Below are 17,972 nucleotides of genomic sequence, written 5' to 3' on the forward strand. Positions count from 1 at the left end.
TATTTACGTGAGGTTGTGACAGAAGTGTCTAGCTTTGAGAAATAAGCCGAAGAATCCGAAAATAGTTTCTCATATTTTTGGAATTCTTCGGCTTATTTCCGATAGAGCTACTTCTAGAACACCGTTTATTCATTTTTAGAGCGAAGAGTAAACTTTATGTCCTAGTCTCACTATTTTTAGTGATTAACGTTGTGGAGAGGTTTTATCTTTTTCCGTATTACTTAAAGGCTCGCTAGGGACACTATTTATGGCTTTTTCTGTCAAGTTTTTTATGCAAGATTTATTATGTAAGTCATTTTCCACTGTATTTGGTTTTATGTAAGTATGATAGATATAATCTTTCATATTGTTTCGTGTTTGTGGATTATTTTGGGTACTTGATAGTTTGTCTCTATTTTTGTCGGAATTCGCTATAATATTTGTTTGATTTGCTTCAATTATCTTTTTTGTTATAGTTTCTCGATCCTTTATTTCTGGCGAGTCAAGGTTAGCCATGATAAGTTTGATACTTATGGGCGTATAGCTTAATTCAGCTAAACATTCCAAGGTTTTGCTTAATTCACCTGTGTTAAGCATTTCTTTGAAATTGTCAATAGTTTTCAGTAACTCCTGGTTGGATGAAAAATCGGTTGACTTCTTTGATTTAGAAGCGTTAATTATTTTTTCTGTTTCAGCTATTCGATTGATTGATTTTGGTAACTGAAGGTTAGTCGTGATCATTTTGGTGACCGCTTTTCCATAGCCGAATGTAGCTAGAGCAGCTAAAGTTTCTGTTGGTCCATGAACTTTAAGCATCGCATTCCATATGTTGATAGTATCTAGTAACCTATCTTTGGATATGAACACCTCGGCGGTAGTGTTTTTGTTTGAAGGAAGAACTAGCTTTTTCCTAGATGTTCGATTACTTGGTTTTGGTAACCGAAGCTTATCCGCAATCAATTTGATGTCCGAATTTTTATAGTTGAATGCAGTTAAAGTCTCTAAAGTTTCGTTTTTTCCGTAAACTTTAAGCATTGCCTTCCATGCGTTAATTGTGTTTAGTAATTCCTGGTTGGATGAAAAATCGGTCGTTTCATTTGATTTATTCACATTATTTGGCATAAAAATGATCTCCCTCAAATTATTTTTTATTAAATTCATTGTAAAGTAATGATTCGGATATAGGAGATTTTTTTTTCTTTAATAAGAATTTTTTGGTTTTTTAACAAGAGTATGCAAGATGTTCCTAAAGTCTAGTAAAAGTTGCCTCTTCTTATTTAAGAATGACAAATATTGCGAAAGTAAAAGAAAAAAATGACATTTAATCACTGATTTATCAATCGTATTTATCAGATAGTTATCGCAAAAATGAAAAGAAAAATCAAAAGTAGGAGACCTTATGTGAAGAAAATCGGTCGTTTAAGAAGACGAAGGAGTTGTTTTTTAACCTATTTTCCCAAAAAAATTCAAAAAGAGGTACAATGGACATGAAAAGAGAGGTGGGAAGTTATGGTACTTAATTTTGCCATATTATTTTTGATGATTGCGGTGACTTCTTTTTTTGTAGCTAGTGAATTTGCATTAGTTAAAATCAGACGTTCACGTTTAGAACAATTAGAAAGAGAAAATGTAAAGAATGCCAAATTAGCATTATATGTCACGCATCATTTAGATAACTACTTGTCGGCTAGTCAATTAGGAATTACCTTGACTGGGTTGATCATTGGTTGGGTTGGCGAAGGCTCAGTGGCGGCGTTACTAGAGCCTTGGATCGGTCGATTGCCGTTTAGCTCAGCATTGAGCGGAACGATTTCTGTCGCATTAGGGTTTATCTTGGTGACATATATCGATGTGGTGATCGGAGAACTTTTACCTAAAAGTTATAGTATCGTGAATACAGAGCAAGTGGTCTTATTTGTTGTACGTCCGTTGCATTATTTTTATAAAGCAATGTTTCCTTTTATTTGGGTATTGAATCATTCTGCTGCGGCTTTAGGAAAAGTATTAGGTGTGAAATTAGTTTCAGAAGGAGAAGAGACATTATCTCAAGAAGAATTGACGTTAGTGGCTATGAATTCTTATGAAAAAGGAGAGTTGACGAAAGAAGAGTACTATTATTTAGAAAATGTCTTTGAATTTGATGATACGTTGGCAAAAGATATCCAAGTGGATCGAACCTCTATGCAGGTTTTTGAAGCTGGTGAGACAGTGAAAGATGCGATTCAAGCTTCTATTCAAAGAGGTCATACCCGCTACCCCGTTATTTCTGGGTCAAAGGATCACGTCCTTGGTTATGTTACTTTACCAGATTTGATTAAGCAGTCGTTTAAAGACGATCAATTAACAGTGGATGAGTTGGTGGAAGAACCAATCGTTACTTCAGAAACGATCCCCATCAAAAAATTATTGACGATCATGCGTAAAAAAGGAAAACATATTGCTATTTTAAAAGATGAGTACGGAGGAACGAGTGGTTTAGTGACGATTGAAGATATTTTAGAAGAAATCGTGGGGGAAATTCGGGATGAAACGGATTTGGATGAAGCATTGATAGCGAAACAAGCAGATGGGAGCTATATTGTTTCAGGAAAATTGACGTTAGATGATTTTGGTCGTTATTTCCACGTTACTATCCCTGAATTTGAAGAGTCTACTTTTATCACACTATCTGGATTTATGTCGAACCATGAAAAAAACATCAAGACAGGTACAGTGATCCAAATTGATTCTTTTCAATTTACGGTGTTAGAATATACCCATACACATGTGGACTATTTTAAAATCAAAAAACAAGAAATAGCAGAAAACAGTATCGATTCGAATAAAACAGAATGAAGAATCTGGGATAAACAAAATCCTACATTTCACGATCAAAAAAAATGAGAGAAGTAAGACAAAACATTCTAACCACTACCAAAAACGAATAAACCGATGTTTATACTTTCTTTTTGTCCCTTAGTCGGAAGCTTCCTACTCATTTTGGTGGACGGATCTCTTGATCATAAGATTTTAAACGATAGAACTGATGCCAATCTATTCGACTTAGCTGAATGGATTGGCATCTTTTTTACTTTGTAAACCATATATTTGTTCTAAAAAAAAATATCCGATAGAATAGATCTGTAAGCGGAATCACTAAATACAGACATACTATTAACAGGAGGGATTCACATGAATGAAAGAAATCTAACAGTTATTGGTAGTTACAGTACGAGGGAAGAAGCTTTATCAGTGATCGAACAATTGCGTGATGAAGGATACGATCGAGACGATATCATTATCTATACGACAAAAGATGCTGCTCAAAATTTTGGTTTTTCTGGTTTATCAGGAATTGATGTAGAAACGAATGTGGATGAGGTTGAAGGCACGCATGAAGAACGCTCGCTATGGGAACGGATCAAAGATACGTTCACTTCTAACACCTATGAGGAAGATTCGTATACAGAAAAAGCGGATGATTCTGTTAACGATGATCCATTGTATTCATACAAAGAGGATATTGCCGCTGGGAAAATAGTGATTACGGTTAAAGATTACAAAGCGCCAAATGAAGCAGTTGTTGAAAACGATCGGACTCAAAGTATGCCCGATCCAACGGATACATTAAATACAGATAATGAAAATATTCAACTCAAAGAAGAACAGTTAGATGTCAATACCCATGACGTGACAACTGGGGAAGTTGATATCCATAAACACGTTGTTAATGATACTAAAACAGTGGAAGTCCCTGTGAAGCGTGAAGAAATCGTTATCGAAAGAAAACCAGTAAATGCTGAAGCAAGCGATAATATTTCAGATGATTCTTTGGAAGACGAAACGATTACAATTCCTCTTAAAGAAGAACAAATTGATGTCAATAAACATACTGTAGTACGTGAAGAGGTAGGTATTCACAAAAAAGAGCATGAAGATATGAAACAAGTGACGGAAGAAGTAAGTCGTGAAGAGTTGGATATTGATACAAAAGGAGACGTTCGAGTAGAAGATACGGATGAAAATACTCGTAAAAATGATCATATATAATAATTGATCGCTAAAATCATCTAACCAGACTCCTTCGTTTTTTGAACGGAACATCATGTAAATTGCTAATAAAAAAGACATTTCTGCTTATCTGATCGATGAGAGAAATGTCTTTTTTTCTTTTATTGGATACTATTGTATTGGATTTCAGGATCATCCATAGCGTATTGTTGTTCATTCTCGAAAGATTTAAGTTGTTTCATTGAACGCAAGTAAGAGTATAGTAGAACAGTGACAGATCCTGCCCAAGCAAGTGGTGAAGCAGCTGCAGCACCCGTATAACCAAGTAAACCAGTTAAAATGATTGCTGCAAATGAACGCATGACTAATTCCATCATTCCTGCGAGTGTCGGAACCTTACTTTGACCAAGTCCTTGTAGTGTGTAACGTAAGATAAATAAAATCGCTAAGATCCAATATAAGGAACCATTGATATTGAAGTAAGTTTGAGCTAATTCAAAGACACGAGTCTCTGTCGGTGAAACAAACAACTGCATAAGTGAATGACCGAAGAAAATCACGATCGCACCTGCAACAATACTAAAGCCAATACTCATCATAAGTGTTTGCTTAACACCTTTTAAAATTCGACCATATTCTTTTGCACCATAATTTTGAGCAGTAAATGTTGCAATAGCAATCCCAAAGGACATCATTGGTTGGTTAGCAAATTGGTCAATTCTGCTGGCTGCTGCTTGAGCGGCTACGACATCTGTTCCTAAACTGTTCAACGCAGCTTGAAGGACGATGGCGCCAATGGCGATGATGGATGATTGAAAAGCCATTGGAAGAGCAGCGTTCAAATGAACACGAATCTCTTCTTTATCAAAGTGAAAATCTTTTTTACGTAATTGCAATAAAGGAATTTTTTTCTTGATATAAACTAAACATAGTAGGCTTGAGCAAACTTGGGCAATAACCGTTGCAATTGCTGCGCCTTCGACACCCATTCCAAAAGAAATGATGAAAATCAAATCAAGCACAACGTTGACAACCACTGCAATAATCAAAAAGAAAAGTGGTGTCCGGCTATCTCCAAGCGCGCGAATAACATTTGAAAGCAAGTTAAAACTCATAGATGCGAAAATCCCTAGTAAGATGATTGAAATGAACGTTTGTGCTTGGTCAATAATCTCAACGGGCGTTTGCATCAATTGCAGCATCGGACGAATAAATACTAAACTAAGGACGGTTAATGCAATAGTGACAACCAAACTGATAACAACACTTGCAGCAAAACTTTTCTTAAGACCACGATAATCTTTTGCACCATAACGCTGAGCTGTGATGATCGCTAATCCAGCAGTAAGACCTTGAGCGAAGCCAAGGATTAAAAAGGTCAAGCTTCCGGTTGCACCAACAGCAGCCAGCGCATTTTTCCCTAATGTTTGACCAACGATGATCATGTCGACCATGTTGTAAAATTGCTGAAAGACATTACCAATAAGTAAAGGAACGGTGAACATTAAGATTAGTTTAGCTGGACTTCCTTTTGTTAAATCGCGCATTTTTTAAACTCCTTATTGTCTATAAAATTTAGTTAGTAGTATATAGTGTTTATCCTGAGATTACTAGGTAAAAATGAAATAATTTTGATAACTTTCAATGTATTGCAGATTCATTTTCAAAGATATTTTCAATGATGTGCATCATAAAACAAGCCAAGAATTGAATCGCTGAATAAATTCAAAGAATGAAACGCAAAGAATAAATTCAAAGGATCAACTACTTGGCCTGGGCGTACAAATCAAAAGGGACAACGAATGGTTGTGAACCTTAATACTGTCTTATCTCGCTGGGTAAAAGAATGGTTTCTCTAGTACCATCATCATAAGCATATACTTGGCTTGGGAAACTTGATGAATAGTGAAACGGTAAATCGATTCCCATCTCAACATCACTACCAGCTTGCGAAAAATGCATAGTTACTTTTCCATTATTGTCGATTAAATCAAAGGCTAACATATTATCTAAGGGGATGACTCCCTTAAGGTCTAGGTCAATAATAAACCAGATACTATCAATCAGTTCATCTGGTAAACTTGATACAACACCTACAGAGGCATACCGGTTACGACTACTGTCAAAACTTTCAAACATCTGTTTAACCTCCTTCGTTTTATCGAATAGACATGTTTTATTTCTTCATTTAGGATAAACGATTTACTGTAACGATGGTTCATTCTAATAGACTTTTTTTAAAAATGCAACAAAAATCGTGTACTTTTTTTCAAAGTATAAGTTTTTTTTAAGGAGAGAAAAAAACGTGCCAAAAGCGAAGGTTACCAACGCTTTTGACACGAACAAGTCACTTGTTATTCTTCCGTTGAACCAATAACTTCTGGTTCGCTTTCTTCATCAGTAGTTTCAGCTTCCTCAGTTGGAGCTGCTACTGCAGCAATTTGTTCTTCACCATCAGAAACGACTTTATAATCGTTGTTTTCAGGTAGATCGGCTACTGTGATTGCATCGCCTAGATTTAGGTTTGTTACATCAACTTCGATACGTTCTGGTAAGTTGCTTGGTGTAGCAGAGACGATCACGGTGTAAAGGTTTTGTGCTAAGACACCACCAGCTTTTACACCTGCAGCTTCGCCAACAAGAACGATTTCAGTTTCGACTTCAGTTTCTTCTGACATGTTCACAGATAGAAATTCCACATGTTCAAAATGGTTGGTAAAGGTATTCGTTTGGACTTTATGAACCAACGTGTTGACTTTTTTTCCATCAATCGTCATTGTGATTACTGTATTTGCGCCATTTTCACGTAATAATTTACTGAATATTTGTCCATCAATAGCAATCGGAGTACTTTCAACATTGTACCCATAAACAATAGCTGGAACTTTACCTTCATGACGCAATTTATTTCTCAATGAACGGGGACGTACTTCTCTCTTACTTACTTCTAATGATACTGACATAACCAAAATTCCTCCTTAAAATGTGACTGTCGGCAACGTAGACCAACAGATTTTATTTAAGTGAACTTTCGACGGCTATTCTCGTGCACATTATTGGCTAGGACGCTTAAAAAACGCAAAAAGGTAGATGCGCGCATCTACCTTTAGAAAGTCAGGATTCAACTTTTCTCCACCAGGTCATTACGCTGTGTATGAGAAATCCAATTCACTTTACTCTTTAACCGTAGCGCGAATCTGAATTTAAGTCAAGGAATAACAATGGCTTTCTTATTTGCATCTACTCTCTTTCGGGTTATAATGCTTGTTAGGCTAAGAAAGGAAAGCACCATGCGTTTAGATAAATTAATTGAAGAAACTTTACAAACGACTCGGAAAGAGATGAAGCGTTTATTTGCATCAAAACAAGTTAAAATTGATGGTTGTGTCGAATTTTGCCAAAACCGAAATGTGGATAGTTTGATCCATGAGATCGAAGTCTCAGGTAAGCGTTTAACGACAAACGAAGTCTATTATTTATTGAATAAACCGAGTGGTTCTGTGACTGCAGTTAAAGACCAAACAAAAATGACCGTGTTAGACTTGATTGCTTCAGCGGATCGAACGAAGCCGCTCTATCCTGTCGGACGCTTGGATCGTGATACCACAGGACTACTATTACTGACATCAAATGGTCAGTTGGGATATGAAATGTTGCTGCCTGATAAAAAAGTCTTCAAAACTTATGAGGCGCAGATCAATGAACAAGTGACAGCTTCAGATATCGAAGCTTTTCAAGCAGGAATTGTTTTTGAGGGTGGCTATCGTTGTTTACCTGCACAATTAACAATCATGGAAACATCCAAAAACAGCAGTCGAGTACGAGTAACGATACAAGAAGGAAAATTTCATCAGGTAAAAAAGATGTTCCTTGCACGTGGTAAAAAAGTGACAAAGCTAAAGCGACTAATGATGGGACCTTTGCAGTTAGATGAGCAACTTGCTGAAGGTGCCTATCGTTCACTGACATTAACCGAATTAAAGCAATTGAAAATATATTTTAAATAGGAGAGAAAAAAATGAATTATCATACTTTATTATTCGATGTAGACGATACGTTACTTGATTTTCAGATGACAGAAGCAAAAGCATTAAATGAATTATTTGCAGAGCAAGGAATTGAATTGACACCAGAAGTGAAAACAAGTTATAAGGCATTAAATCATCACTTATGGCGTGAATTTGAAAAAGGGAATATAACGAGAGAAGAGGTTACCGGGAGTCGTTTTGGACTACTATTTCAACAATTTGGTAAAACAGTTGATAGTTTAGCTATGGAGAAAAGATACAGACATTACTTGAATCAGGGGCATGATTTGATTGAGGGAAGTCATGAACTGCTTCAGACGTTATCTTCACAAGCGGATCTTTATATTGTGACAAACGGGGTATCGAAAACGCAATATCAACGTTTGACTGATGCGAAAATGTTGGGCTATTTCAAAAAAATTTTTGTTTCAGAAGATGTGGGCGCCCAAAAACCAATGAAAGAATTTTTTGATCATGTCTTTTCACAGATTCCTCAATTTGAAAAAGAAAAAACAGTTATTATTGGCGATTCATTGACCTCAGATATTAAAGGAGGGAACTTGGCAGGAATTGATACGATTTGGTTTAACAAAAATCGGTTGCCGGAAATTCCAGAAATCGTACCGACTTATCGGATTGATTCGTTAGCAGAACTTTATCCTCTTTTGGAAATCGAGAAGCATTAATTTTCAGAAAAATATAGCATTTTCGTGTATTTTCGCTATAATAGATAAGAATGTAAAAACGGATATGAAAGAGGTTTTAGTCAATGACAAAAAGCAAGCCAATTATCATTGGTGTGACGGGTGGATCAGGAAGCGGTAAAACAAGCGTAAGTCGTGCCATTTTCAATAATTTCCCAGACCATTCCATCATGATGCTTGAACAAGATTCTTATTATAAAGATCAAAGCCATTTGAGCTTTGAAGAACGATTGAATACGAATTATGATCATCCCTTTGCCTTTGATAATGATCTGCTGATTCAGCACGTGAAAGAACTACTGAACTATAACGCCATTGAAAAACCAGTTTATGATTATGTTGCACATACAAGAAGTCAAGCAACAATCATCCAAGAGCCTAAAGAAGTAATTATATTAGAAGGCATTTTGATTCTAGAAGATGAAAATCTACGTGACTTGATGGATATCAAAGTATATGTAGATACAGACGATGATATCCGTATCATCCGCAGAATCAAACGAGATATGGAAGAACGTGGCAGAACGTTGGATTCCGTGATCGAACAATATTTGACTGTGGTTAAACCGATGTATCATCAATTCATCGAACCAACTAAGCGTTACGCCGATATCATCGTGCCAGAAGGTGGCGAAAATCACGTAGCGATCGATTTGATTACGACGAAAGTTGCTAGTTTTTTGGATCATAAATAAAACAAAGAAACCAATAGGATAAGTCGAAGAATCATGAAAATAGGAGAAGCTATTTTCGATTCTTCGACTTATTTATCAAGTGAAACGTTTACTTTTGCAACGATTCTTAATGAAAAGTAGCGCTAAAAGGTGGAGAGACTGAAAATGAACAATCACAATCATTTACATAAATATATCCGAATAATCCCGATTATTGGCTTATTGTTCTTTTTGGTGTTAATCATTTATGCTTATCAACATGGGATCTTTCGATCAACCACTTCTTTGCAACGCTTCATCCAACAATTTGGGGAGTATGCAGTAGTGATTTTTATTCTCCTGCAGATTATTCAAGTGATCATCCCAATACTACCTGGAGGAATTTCTTCAGTGGCAGGCTTGTTGATGTTTGGGAATGGCTGGGGATTACTTTATAGCTGTATTGGATTGATTATCGGTGAAGCCATTGGTTTTTTATTGGTTCGTTATTATGGCGTTAGTTTTGTACAACTTATTTTATCGCCCAAAAAGTACCAAAAATTCGACCAATTACTGACACAGAAAACGAAGGATATCAAAAAAGTACTGTGTTTGACCATGTTGATTCCTTTTGCGCCTGATGACTTGGTTTGTCTGGTCGCAGGGTTAACTAAAATATCTTTTAAGGAATATATCCAAATTGTCCTATTATTGAAACCTTGGTCTGTCGGTGCGTATAGTTTGATTATGTTGTATCTGTTCCAGAAAGCACAAGGAAATTTTTAGCAGTAAGAGAGGAAAGAAAAAGAATGTTAGAAAAAGTCAAGGTAACCTCAACTGAAATTGACGAGTTGGTATCAGTGATCAAGGAAGTTTGGCCAGAAGCATTTGTTCCGATCATTGGGCAAGCACAAGTGGACTATATGCTGGCTACCTATCAATCAAAACAACAGATTGAAAAAGAAGTGGCGGAAGGTGTGCAGTATTTTCTCTTAAAAGAGCAAGGGCAAACGGTCGGATATACCGCCTATGAGGTAATAGCATCCAAAATATATTTGAGTAAGTTATACTTAATGAATCAATTCAGAGGGAAGGGATTGACGTCGGCTCTTTTTCAGTGGTACGAAACTATCGCTAGAGAACAAGGAATCAAAGAGATTTTTCTACGTGTCAATCAAGGCAATGCTCAAGCCATCGCCGTTTACCTTCATCAAGGTTTTGAAATGGCTGGTGAACTGATCTCGGATATTGGTCAAGGATTTCAAATGGTCGATTATCAAATGAAAAAAAGACTCGCATAACTTTGGGATATGTGTTAAAGTAACGACATGCGACGGGTCGAGAAGGCCTCTGGTTTACAGATGCGCCTAATTGATTTTGGAGACACAAGATCATGATGTGATCACTTGCCGGAATGCAAGGGTGTCGGGCAAGACTTTTGTGGAGAAGGGCTTGTCTGCTTGAGTTCACAAAAACTCAAGTACCAGTAAGATAGGACATTAGTCAGAAGAGATTCTGGGTAATGTCCTATTTTTTATGGGTAATCTTTCGTGGTTTGTTTGGCTTGAGCGTTACTATTACTGACAAGAAGACGTGTCGCAATAGGTTATCGCTCGTTATAAGTCGAAATTCTTAGTTGATAGTATCGGCTAAAATTGGTTTCTACTTATGATTAATGCTAGAATGAATGAAAAATAAGTTTTGTAATTACTCGCTAAGGAGTTTTTTTATGTTCGAGAAAATCAAACAATTCTTTTATTTCTGAATTTGAGCGATGGGGCTAACTGGGCTTCGATTTTACCGTTTACCTTATTTTATACTTTCCGTATGACGGGATTGTTTTTGATCCGCAGTATTCGTTTAGGTCTAGATAGTTATACATTACTGATGATTGCTCTTTTGATGGGAGGGGCGGGTTCGTTATTAGGGATCTTTGGCGTGCTCTATTTCCCCTTGTTTTATTTGTCTAGTATTTTATTGGGATTTAGTGCAGCTTGGCTACTTCCAGCAAATGTGACTGTTAATTACCATGAAAAGCGACAGGGTTTTACGAATATGACAGGCAAAAAATATATCTTTGCGCTACTATTATTGGTTTTGCTTTTTCGCTCGATCGAGTTGTCAGGTACGACCCAAATCGTTGTGACGTTAGGGCTGTATACATTGTTTTATATCATGGCTTATCACACCATCAGCCATTATCCTAGGTATGAATTGGATTTTAAAGAGATGAAAACGACGATTTTTGTCACGAAAGAATTTGTGCTGTTTATTGTGTTTTTTGTCTTATTGTTTTTGTTTCGAAATGCACGCTTGCTCGTTGAGCCAGAACTGTTTGATCTTACAATTTATGTTTTTCTCTTTTTATTTGTTTTAGCCGCTTTTTATTTAGGGCGAGGCAAAAAAAATTGGCAGTTTCCAAGTTGGCTCAATCTCATGAATTTTTTGAGTGGAATGGTGGGGAACTTTCTCTTTTTGTTTAGTACATTTTATGTAGGAGTTTTGTATGGATTTGATCATTTAGCCACTTATATGTATCTACCTTATATAGCTGGAATGGTCGTCGCTAAGCTGATTGGTAATCGTATCTTACGTAGTTTCCCCTCTCCTCCAGTGATCGTCCAGTTGATCGGACTATCTCTCTCTTTATTGATTTTATTGATCCCGACTGCGTTTGTGATTGGATTGTTTTTCTTAAGTTTTTGTCATGCTGTGATCAGCGGTTGGTTAAATCGTGTGTGTTATGACACTGATACGGATATTCCCATGGATCAACGAGTCATCATTAAATTTACGACACAAAACAAAGGGAGTGTGGTCCATCAATTTCTCTTGATGGGGCTGTTACTAGTTCTTACCCGTTGGCTAGAACTACCTGTTGCAGTGTTGTTGCAGTTAACTGACAAGTTAAGAATTCCTACGATCAGTGTGCAATTAATGGAATACGCTAAGTGGGGGAACATCAGCTGGTTACTCCTTGGTGTGCTGGGTGTTTATCTATTATGGAAACGAGAGGTGCGGCATCATGCGAATAATGATTGATGGAGATGGTTCGCCGGTTAAGGAGGATGTAATTGAAATTGCTGGTTTGTATCAAGTGGAAGTCATGATCGTGACGAGCGTGGCTCATTACACCCATAAAGAATATCCAGCGTATGTTCATTTTGTGTACGTTGACCAAGGCGCAGATAGCGCAGATTACCGCATTGTGGGCTTGATTCGCAAAGGAGATATTCTAATCACACAAGATTATGGGTTAGCTTCTTTAGTTTTACCAAAGAGGGTACGAGTGTTTCATCAAACGGGTAAAGAATTTAGTGCAACAACGATTGACTCCTTGTTAGAACAACGTTACCAAAGTGGAAGGTTGCGCAAAGCAGGTCTGCGGACTAGAGGACCTAAACCTTTTACCACTCAAGATCATCAAAACTTTAGACAGGCATTAATTCAAGCACTTGAACAAGTCAAGTTATCTTCAAACAATGAGTAGCGACAATAGGTTTGTTCTCCCCTCAATTAGTACGATATCTTTGCTTGTATTGTCTTTAAAATGATAAAATAATTAAAGATATTTTATTATCTAATTTTTTTCTAATCTGAGGGGAGAGAGTAGAAAATGAAACATGTAAAAGCATTAATTGTAAAAGCAATCATGATTTGGGCGATTTTATGGATCGTATTAACAGGATTATACGGAGTTAGCTTCATGGATTCGACAATTGTTGGGGTCATTATCGTCGTGATGATTTATGTATTAGGTGATTTACTCATTTTGCGAAAGATGGGGAATATTGCGGCGACGATCGCAGATGCCGGTTCTTCCGCAGTCATTTTGTGGGTATATCTTTATTTTATGAATGATATGACGAACATCTGGATGAGAGTTTTGATTCCTGCTTTATTAATTGGCATAGGAGAATGGTTCTTCCATAAATGGTTATTAAATCAAGGGATTGTCCCTGATGAACGAAAGATGGAATAGATGAAAAACAACAATCGAAAAAGAGGCGCAGGCAGCGATGCCGTGCCTTTTTTCTTGATTTAACAAATAAGTTTATCGACTTTTTGAAAAATAAGCTGTTTGATTCTTTTGATTTTGTGCTAAAATATGAAGTAAAAGTGAAAGATATTGGATACGGGAGGACAATCTTTTGAAGATTACTTTACTATATGGTGGACGCAGTGCAGAACATGATGTTTCAGTTCTTTCAGCGTTTTCAGTCTTAAATGCTATTTATTATACGTACTATCAAGTTCAACTGATATTTATCAGCAAAGAAGGTCAATGGGTGAAAGGCCCTTTGTTAACAGAGAAACCAACGAGCAAAGAAGACTTACATTTGACATGGGACCCAAGCGGAAAAGTGACAGATGGCTTTACGGGAAGAGTGATCAATCCTGGAGAAATCAAAGAAGAAGGAACGATTGTTTTCCCTGTCTTACACGGACCTAATGGTGAAGATGGAACGATTCAAGGATTTTTGGAAACATTGAACTTGCCATATGTCGGCGCTGGCGTTTTAACAAGTGCTTGTGCAATGGATAAGATCATGACCAAATACATTTTGCAAGCGGCAGGGGTGCCACAAGTTCCTTATGTCCCTGTTTTGAAAAATCAATGGAAAGAAAATCCTAAAAAAATCTTTGATCAATGTGAAGGGTCTTTGCTTTACCCAATGTTTGTCAAACCAGCAAATATGGGTTCAAGTGTAGGGATCTCTAAAGCGGAGAACCGTGAAGAACTGCAAAATGCGCTTGCATTAGCTTATCAATATGATTCTCGTGCGATCGTTGAGCAAGGGATCGAAGCACGTGAAATTGAAGTAGCTGTTTTAGGGAATGAAGACGTGCGTACCACATTACCTGGTGAAGTAGTCAAAGATGTTGCATTCTATGATTATGATGCGAAATACATCAACAATAAGATTGAAATGCAAATCCCAGCTGAAGTACCGGAAGAGGTCTATCAAAAAGCGCAGGAATATGCAAAAATTGCGTATACAATGCTAGGTGGGAGTGGCTTGAGCCGTTGTGATTTCTTCTTGACGAATAAAAATGAACTATTCCTAAATGAGTTAAATACAATGCCTGGATTCACGCAATTTAGCATGTATCCATTATTGTGGGAAAACATGGGCTTGAAGTATGGCGATTTGATCGAAGAATTGATTCAATTAGGAATCAATCGTTTTAATCAACGACAAGGTTTTTTTGAAGCAAACGAATAGACAATTAAAAATAGAAGCTGGAGCGAATGTCATTCACATTTGTTCCGGCTTCTAAATGCGAAAAGGCGGGTTTTTTATGAAACTAACAGTACAAGAAATCGCTCAAGCTGTAGGAAGCGTAATGAATGATTTAACGGAAATCACAGGTGTGGAGTTCGATAGTCGCAAGATTGAAAAAGGTGGGTTGTTCGTGCCGCTAAAAGGAGCAAGAGATGGACACGAATTTATTCAACAAGCCATGGATAATGGAGCGGTTGCTACTTTTTGGAGTCTGGAAGCGACCAAAGCACCTAGTGGGATTCGAGTGATTCTTGTGGATGATCCACTAAAAGCAATGCAAGATCTGGCGAAGTACTACCTAGCGAAAGTTGGGGCTGAAGTGGTGGCAATTACGGGAAGTAATGGGAAAACAACGACAAAAGATTTGACTGCTTCAGTTTTAGCTCAAAAGTACAAAACCTATAAAACACAAGGAAATTACAACAATAATATTGGCTTGCCTTATACGATTTTGCACATGCCGATGGATACCGAAAAAATCGTTTTAGAAATGGGGATGGATCATGCCAGAGAGATCACTGAGCTTTCTTTGATTGCCCGACCTAAAGTAGCGGCTATTACGATGATTGGTGAAGCACATATTGAAAACCTTGGCTCACGAGCAGGAATCGCGCAAGCAAAAATGGAGATTGTTGATGGTTTGAGAGAAGATGGGCTGTTGATTATCCCAGAAGAAGAACCATTATTGAAACCTTTGACTGAAAGTTTGACTCAAAAAATTGAAACGTTTGGATTAAATACAGGGGAGCTACAGGCGGAGGTAACGAGTGAAGAGAAAACAGCCACACATTTTATCGTCAATGATGAATCGTTCATGATTCCTCTTCCTGGAAGTTATAATGTCACTAATGCGTTGATTGCTTATGCTGTTGGGCAATTTTTTGGTCTGCCAACGGAAGCCATCCGTCTAGGTTTAGCAAGTGTCACAGTGACGCAAAATCGTACGGAGTGGCTAAGTGCTGGAAATGGTGCGGGGATTCTAAGTGATGTCTATAATGCGAATCCTACAGCAATGGGATTGGTCTTAGATACTTTTGCCAACTTACCAACAAAAGGGAGAAGACTTGCTGTACTTGCGGACATGCTGGAATTAGGACCAGATGCTTTGAAGATGCACGCAAGTATGGCTGAACATCTTGATCCAGCTGATTTTGCGGGAGTCTATTTATATGGGCCCCAAATGAAAGCATTATATGAAAAGTTGAACGAAAAGTATCCAGATTTATACGTACAATATTTTGAAACAGATAAAGAACAACTCATTGCAACGGTGAAAGAAGAAATACGTCCGGAAGATAGCATCGTTTTAAAAGGAAGCAATGGAATGGGATTGATTGATGTCGTTAAACAATTGCAAGGAATGAAATAATAAACTGCAAACTTGCAGAAAATAAGAAATTATGCTAGAATAACCTATTGCCGAAAGATGAAGAGAAATTGGACTGGTTCTTTCGTTTATGTAAATTGCTAGAGCCAGATGTCATAACAATGATAAAGCTGAACGCGACCCGTTTGGCTTTTCTAATGCCTAAACTTCGCAAAGTGATTTTTCGGTGGTGCCACAGGGGCTAAGAATGAGTAAAAACGTACGTGGCCACTGTCAAAAAGAACCAAACACTTTGACCGAACAATCGACGGGGTAGCAAAAATTAAGCTACATCCTCAGTTAACAACCATATAGGAGGATTCATTTGAAATTTAAAGAATTAGAATTATCACCAGAATTATTGAAATCAGTAGAGCGTGCTGGTTTTGAAGAAGCAACACCGATCCAGTCAGAAACAATCCCTTTAGCATTGTCTGGAAAAGATGTGATTGGACAAGCACAAACAGGGACTGGTAAGACGGCTGCTTTTGGTTTGCCGATGTTAGAAAAAATCGACACTAATCGCCACGAATTGCAAGGGTTAGTCATTGCACCGACACGTGAATTAGCGATCCAAACACAAGAAGAGCTTTATCGTCTTGGTCGTGATAAAAGAGTACGTGTACAAGCTGTTTACGGAGGCGCTGATATCGGTCGCCAAATCCGTGGATTGAAAGATCGTCCACATATTGTCGTAGGAACACCTGGACGTATGCTGGATCACATCAACCGCCACACATTGAAATTAGGAACAGTGGAAACATTAGTTCTAGATGAAGCAGATGAAATGTTGAACATGGGCTTTTTGGAAGATATTGAAAATATTATTTCAAAAGTACCTGAAGAACGCCAAACATTATTATTCTCAGCAACAATGCCACCTGCAATCAAAAATATCGGCGTGAAATTCATGAAATCACCAACACACGTGAAGATCAAAGCGAAAGAAATGACAGCTGACTTAATCGATCAATATTATGTTCGAGCAAAAGAATACGAAAAATTCGATATCATGACACGTTTGTTCGATGTCCAAACACCAGAACTTACGATTGTTTTTGGTCGTACAAAACGACGTGTTGATGAATTGGCACGTGGATTAGAAGCTCGCGGTTATCGTGCAGAAGGAATCCATGGGGACCTTTCACAACAAAAACGAATGAGTGTTTTACGTTCATTTAAAAATGGTCATTTAGATATTTTAGTTGCTACGGATGTAGCTGCACGTGGTTTGGATATTTCAGGCGTGACTCACGTCTACAACTATGACATTCCACAAGATCCAGAAAGTTATGTTCACCGTATCGGACGTACAGGTCGTGCGGGTAAAGGCGGGATGTCAGTGACATTCGTTACGCCAAACGAAATGAGCTACCTACATGTTATTGAGAACTTAACGAAAAAACGGATGGCTACTCTACGTCCGCCAACTGAAAAAGAAGCATTCAAGGGACAACTAGGTGCTGCAGTGGAACAAATTGAAGCTAAGCTTGAAGAAAACGGCTTAGACAAGTATTTGCAAACAGCAGATAAATTGCTTGAAGAGTATTCTGCACAAGATTTAGTAGCTTTGTTACTAAAAACGACTGCAAAGGATCCTTCTGATGCAATACCAGTTAAAATCACTCCAGAACGTCCATTGCCAATGCAGAAAAAAGGCTATAATAAAAATGGCAAACGTGGCGGCGGAAATAACCGTAATCGACGCGATAATAACAACTACCGTGGCAACAAATCAAAAGGTGGCTACAGTAAAAATAATAACCATCAAAAAGATGGCGGTAAGCGTCAAAACGATAAAAAACGTGGATTTGTGATCCGTACAAATAACGATTAATAATAAATGATAAGCTTCTCTTTTTTAAGAGGAGCTTTCTTTTTAGTTATTTATGGACATATTGGTGGTAAAATACCGAGAATTTGGTAGAATGAGAGTGTTCTAAAATTTTTGAAAAGAGTAGAGT

16 protein-coding genes and 1 pseudogene are annotated in these 17,972 nt (G+C 37.5%); 13 read left to right on the forward strand and 4 right to left on the reverse strand.

Annotated elements, in window-relative coordinates:
- Positions 1-183 precede the first annotated feature (183 nt).
- Entirely contained in the window at positions 184-1,101 is a 918-nt protein-coding gene (locus tag AB3I42_RS06050) for a hypothetical protein (RefSeq protein ID WP_368022377.1), read from the reverse strand.
- Positions 1,102-1,488: 387 nt separating this feature from the next.
- On the opposite strand from AB3I42_RS06050, the gene AB3I42_RS06055 reads away from it, so the two are divergent.
- Together AB3I42_RS06055 and AB3I42_RS06060 are read left to right on the forward strand one after the other, a co-directional pair.
- A complete protein-coding gene (locus tag AB3I42_RS06055) occupies positions 1,489-2,814 on the forward strand; it encodes a hemolysin family protein (protein WP_181933795.1) in 1,326 nt (441 codons plus the stop codon).
- Positions 2,815-3,150: 336 nt separating this feature from the next.
- Positions 3,151-4,008, forward strand: coding sequence for a DUF2382 domain-containing protein (locus AB3I42_RS06060; RefSeq protein WP_010736851.1), 858 nt, complete (start codon positions 3,151-3,153; stop codon positions 4,006-4,008).
- A gap of 122 nt (positions 4,009-4,130) precedes the next feature.
- On the opposite strand, the gene AB3I42_RS06065 is transcribed toward AB3I42_RS06060, so the two are convergent.
- From AB3I42_RS06065 to AB3I42_RS06075, 3 genes are all read right to left on the reverse strand, one after another.
- Positions 4,131-5,516, reverse strand: a complete 1,386-nt coding sequence (locus AB3I42_RS06065; protein WP_181914265.1) for an MATE family efflux transporter — start codon at positions 5,514-5,516, stop codon at positions 4,131-4,133.
- Positions 5,517-5,784: 268 nt separating this feature from the next.
- Positions 5,785-6,108: a DUF960 domain-containing protein gene (locus tag AB3I42_RS06070; RefSeq protein WP_010720345.1), complete on the reverse strand. Its 324-nt coding sequence runs from the start codon at positions 6,106-6,108 to the stop codon at positions 5,785-5,787.
- A 215-nt stretch (positions 6,109-6,323) separates the two neighbouring features.
- Positions 6,324-6,932, reverse strand: coding sequence for a 50S ribosomal protein L25/general stress protein Ctc (locus AB3I42_RS06075; RefSeq protein WP_010736853.1), 609 nt, complete (start codon positions 6,930-6,932; stop codon positions 6,324-6,326).
- A gap of 327 nt (positions 6,933-7,259) precedes the next feature.
- Between AB3I42_RS06075 and AB3I42_RS06080 the strand changes: the two genes are divergently transcribed.
- From AB3I42_RS06080 to AB3I42_RS06130, 11 genes and pseudogenes are all read left to right on the forward strand, one after another.
- Entirely contained in the window at positions 7,260-7,976 is a 717-nt protein-coding gene (locus tag AB3I42_RS06080) for a 16S rRNA pseudouridine(516) synthase (RefSeq protein WP_014834347.1), read from the forward strand.
- An 11-nt stretch (positions 7,977-7,987) separates the two neighbouring features.
- On the forward strand, positions 7,988-8,683 hold the full coding sequence (locus tag AB3I42_RS06085; RefSeq protein WP_368022378.1) for a YjjG family noncanonical pyrimidine nucleotidase: 696 nt from the start codon (positions 7,988-7,990) through the stop codon (positions 8,681-8,683).
- Between the two features lie 83 nt (positions 8,684-8,766).
- The gene (udk, locus tag AB3I42_RS06090; RefSeq protein WP_010720341.1) at positions 8,767-9,396 is read left to right on the forward strand and encodes a uridine kinase; all 630 of its coding nucleotides are present in this window, start codon (positions 8,767-8,769) and stop codon (positions 9,394-9,396) included.
- A gap of 144 nt (positions 9,397-9,540) precedes the next feature.
- Positions 9,541-10,140: a TVP38/TMEM64 family protein gene (locus AB3I42_RS06095; RefSeq protein ID WP_010736855.1), complete on the forward strand. Its 600-nt coding sequence runs from the start codon at positions 9,541-9,543 to the stop codon at positions 10,138-10,140.
- Positions 10,141-10,163: 23 nt separating this feature from the next.
- Positions 10,164-10,655: a GNAT family N-acetyltransferase gene (locus AB3I42_RS06100; RefSeq protein ID WP_010736856.1), complete on the forward strand. Its 492-nt coding sequence runs from the start codon at positions 10,164-10,166 to the stop codon at positions 10,653-10,655.
- 451 nt (positions 10,656-11,106) lie between these two features.
- Positions 11,107-12,396 (forward strand): annotated as a pseudogene (locus tag AB3I42_RS06105) (hypothetical protein); the annotation flags it as partial.
- Complete coding sequence (locus AB3I42_RS06110; RefSeq protein ID WP_010720337.1) at positions 12,380-12,844, forward strand: YaiI/YqxD family protein; 465 nt, start codon at positions 12,380-12,382, stop codon at positions 12,842-12,844. The pseudogene AB3I42_RS06105 and the gene AB3I42_RS06110, both read left to right, overlap by 17 nt.
- A 126-nt stretch (positions 12,845-12,970) precedes the next feature.
- The gene (locus tag AB3I42_RS06115; protein WP_181914266.1) at positions 12,971-13,336 is read left to right on the forward strand and encodes a DUF2512 family protein; all 366 of its coding nucleotides are present in this window, start codon (positions 12,971-12,973) and stop codon (positions 13,334-13,336) included.
- A gap of 169 nt (positions 13,337-13,505) precedes the next feature.
- Positions 13,506-14,582 carry a D-alanine--D-alanine ligase gene (locus tag AB3I42_RS06120; protein WP_010736859.1) on the forward strand — a complete coding sequence of 359 codons (1,077 nt, stop codon included), beginning with the start codon at positions 13,506-13,508 and terminating at the stop codon, positions 14,580-14,582.
- A gap of 76 nt (positions 14,583-14,658) precedes the next feature.
- Positions 14,659-16,011, forward strand: coding sequence for a UDP-N-acetylmuramoyl-tripeptide--D-alanyl-D-alanine ligase (gene murF, locus AB3I42_RS06125; protein WP_010736860.1), 1,353 nt, complete (start codon positions 14,659-14,661; stop codon positions 16,009-16,011).
- A 322-nt stretch (positions 16,012-16,333) separates the two neighbouring features.
- Entirely contained in the window at positions 16,334-17,845 is a 1,512-nt protein-coding gene (locus AB3I42_RS06130) for a DEAD/DEAH box helicase (RefSeq protein ID WP_010736861.1), read from the forward strand.
- Positions 17,846-17,972: the final 127 nt, after the last annotated feature.

The organism is Enterococcus sp. C53, from assembly GCF_040887425.1.
GTDB lineage: Bacteria > Bacillota > Bacilli > Lactobacillales > Enterococcaceae > Enterococcus_B > Enterococcus_B hirae.

Excerpts from the sequence above, each read along its gene's own strand:
- AB3I42_RS06055 (WP_181933795.1), top strand. The coding sequence starts at position 1,489 with ATGGTACTTAATTTTGCCATATTATTTTTGATGATTGCGGTGACTTCT.
- AB3I42_RS06100 (WP_010736856.1), top strand. The coding sequence starts at position 10,164 with ATGTTAGAAAAAGTCAAGGTAACCTCAACTGAAATTGACGAGTTGGTA.
- AB3I42_RS06110 (WP_010720337.1), top strand. The coding sequence starts at position 12,380 with ATGCGAATAATGATTGATGGAGATGGTTCGCCGGTTAAGGAGGATGTA.
- AB3I42_RS06095 (WP_010736855.1), top strand. The coding sequence starts at position 9,541 with ATGAACAATCACAATCATTTACATAAATATATCCGAATAATCCCGATT.
- udk (WP_010720341.1), top strand. The coding sequence starts at position 8,767 with ATGACAAAAAGCAAGCCAATTATCATTGGTGTGACGGGTGGATCAGGA.
- AB3I42_RS06115 (WP_181914266.1), top strand. The coding sequence starts at position 12,971 with ATGAAACATGTAAAAGCATTAATTGTAAAAGCAATCATGATTTGGGCG.
- AB3I42_RS06080 (WP_014834347.1), top strand. The coding sequence starts at position 7,260 with ATGCGTTTAGATAAATTAATTGAAGAAACTTTACAAACGACTCGGAAA.
- AB3I42_RS06070 (WP_010720345.1), bottom strand. The coding sequence starts at position 6,108 with ATGTTTGAAAGTTTTGACAGTAGTCGTAACCGGTATGCCTCTGTAGGT.
- AB3I42_RS06065 (WP_181914265.1), bottom strand. The coding sequence starts at position 5,516 with ATGCGCGATTTAACAAAAGGAAGTCCAGCTAAACTAATCTTAATGTTC.
- AB3I42_RS06085 (WP_368022378.1), top strand. The coding sequence starts at position 7,988 with ATGAATTATCATACTTTATTATTCGATGTAGACGATACGTTACTTGAT.
- murF (WP_010736860.1), top strand. The coding sequence starts at position 14,659 with ATGAAACTAACAGTACAAGAAATCGCTCAAGCTGTAGGAAGCGTAATG.
- AB3I42_RS06060 (WP_010736851.1), top strand. The coding sequence starts at position 3,151 with ATGAATGAAAGAAATCTAACAGTTATTGGTAGTTACAGTACGAGGGAA.
- AB3I42_RS06075 (WP_010736853.1), bottom strand. The coding sequence starts at position 6,932 with ATGTCAGTATCATTAGAAGTAAGTAAGAGAGAAGTACGTCCCCGTTCA.
- AB3I42_RS06050 (WP_368022377.1), bottom strand. The coding sequence starts at position 1,101 with ATGCCAAATAATGTGAATAAATCAAATGAAACGACCGATTTTTCATCC.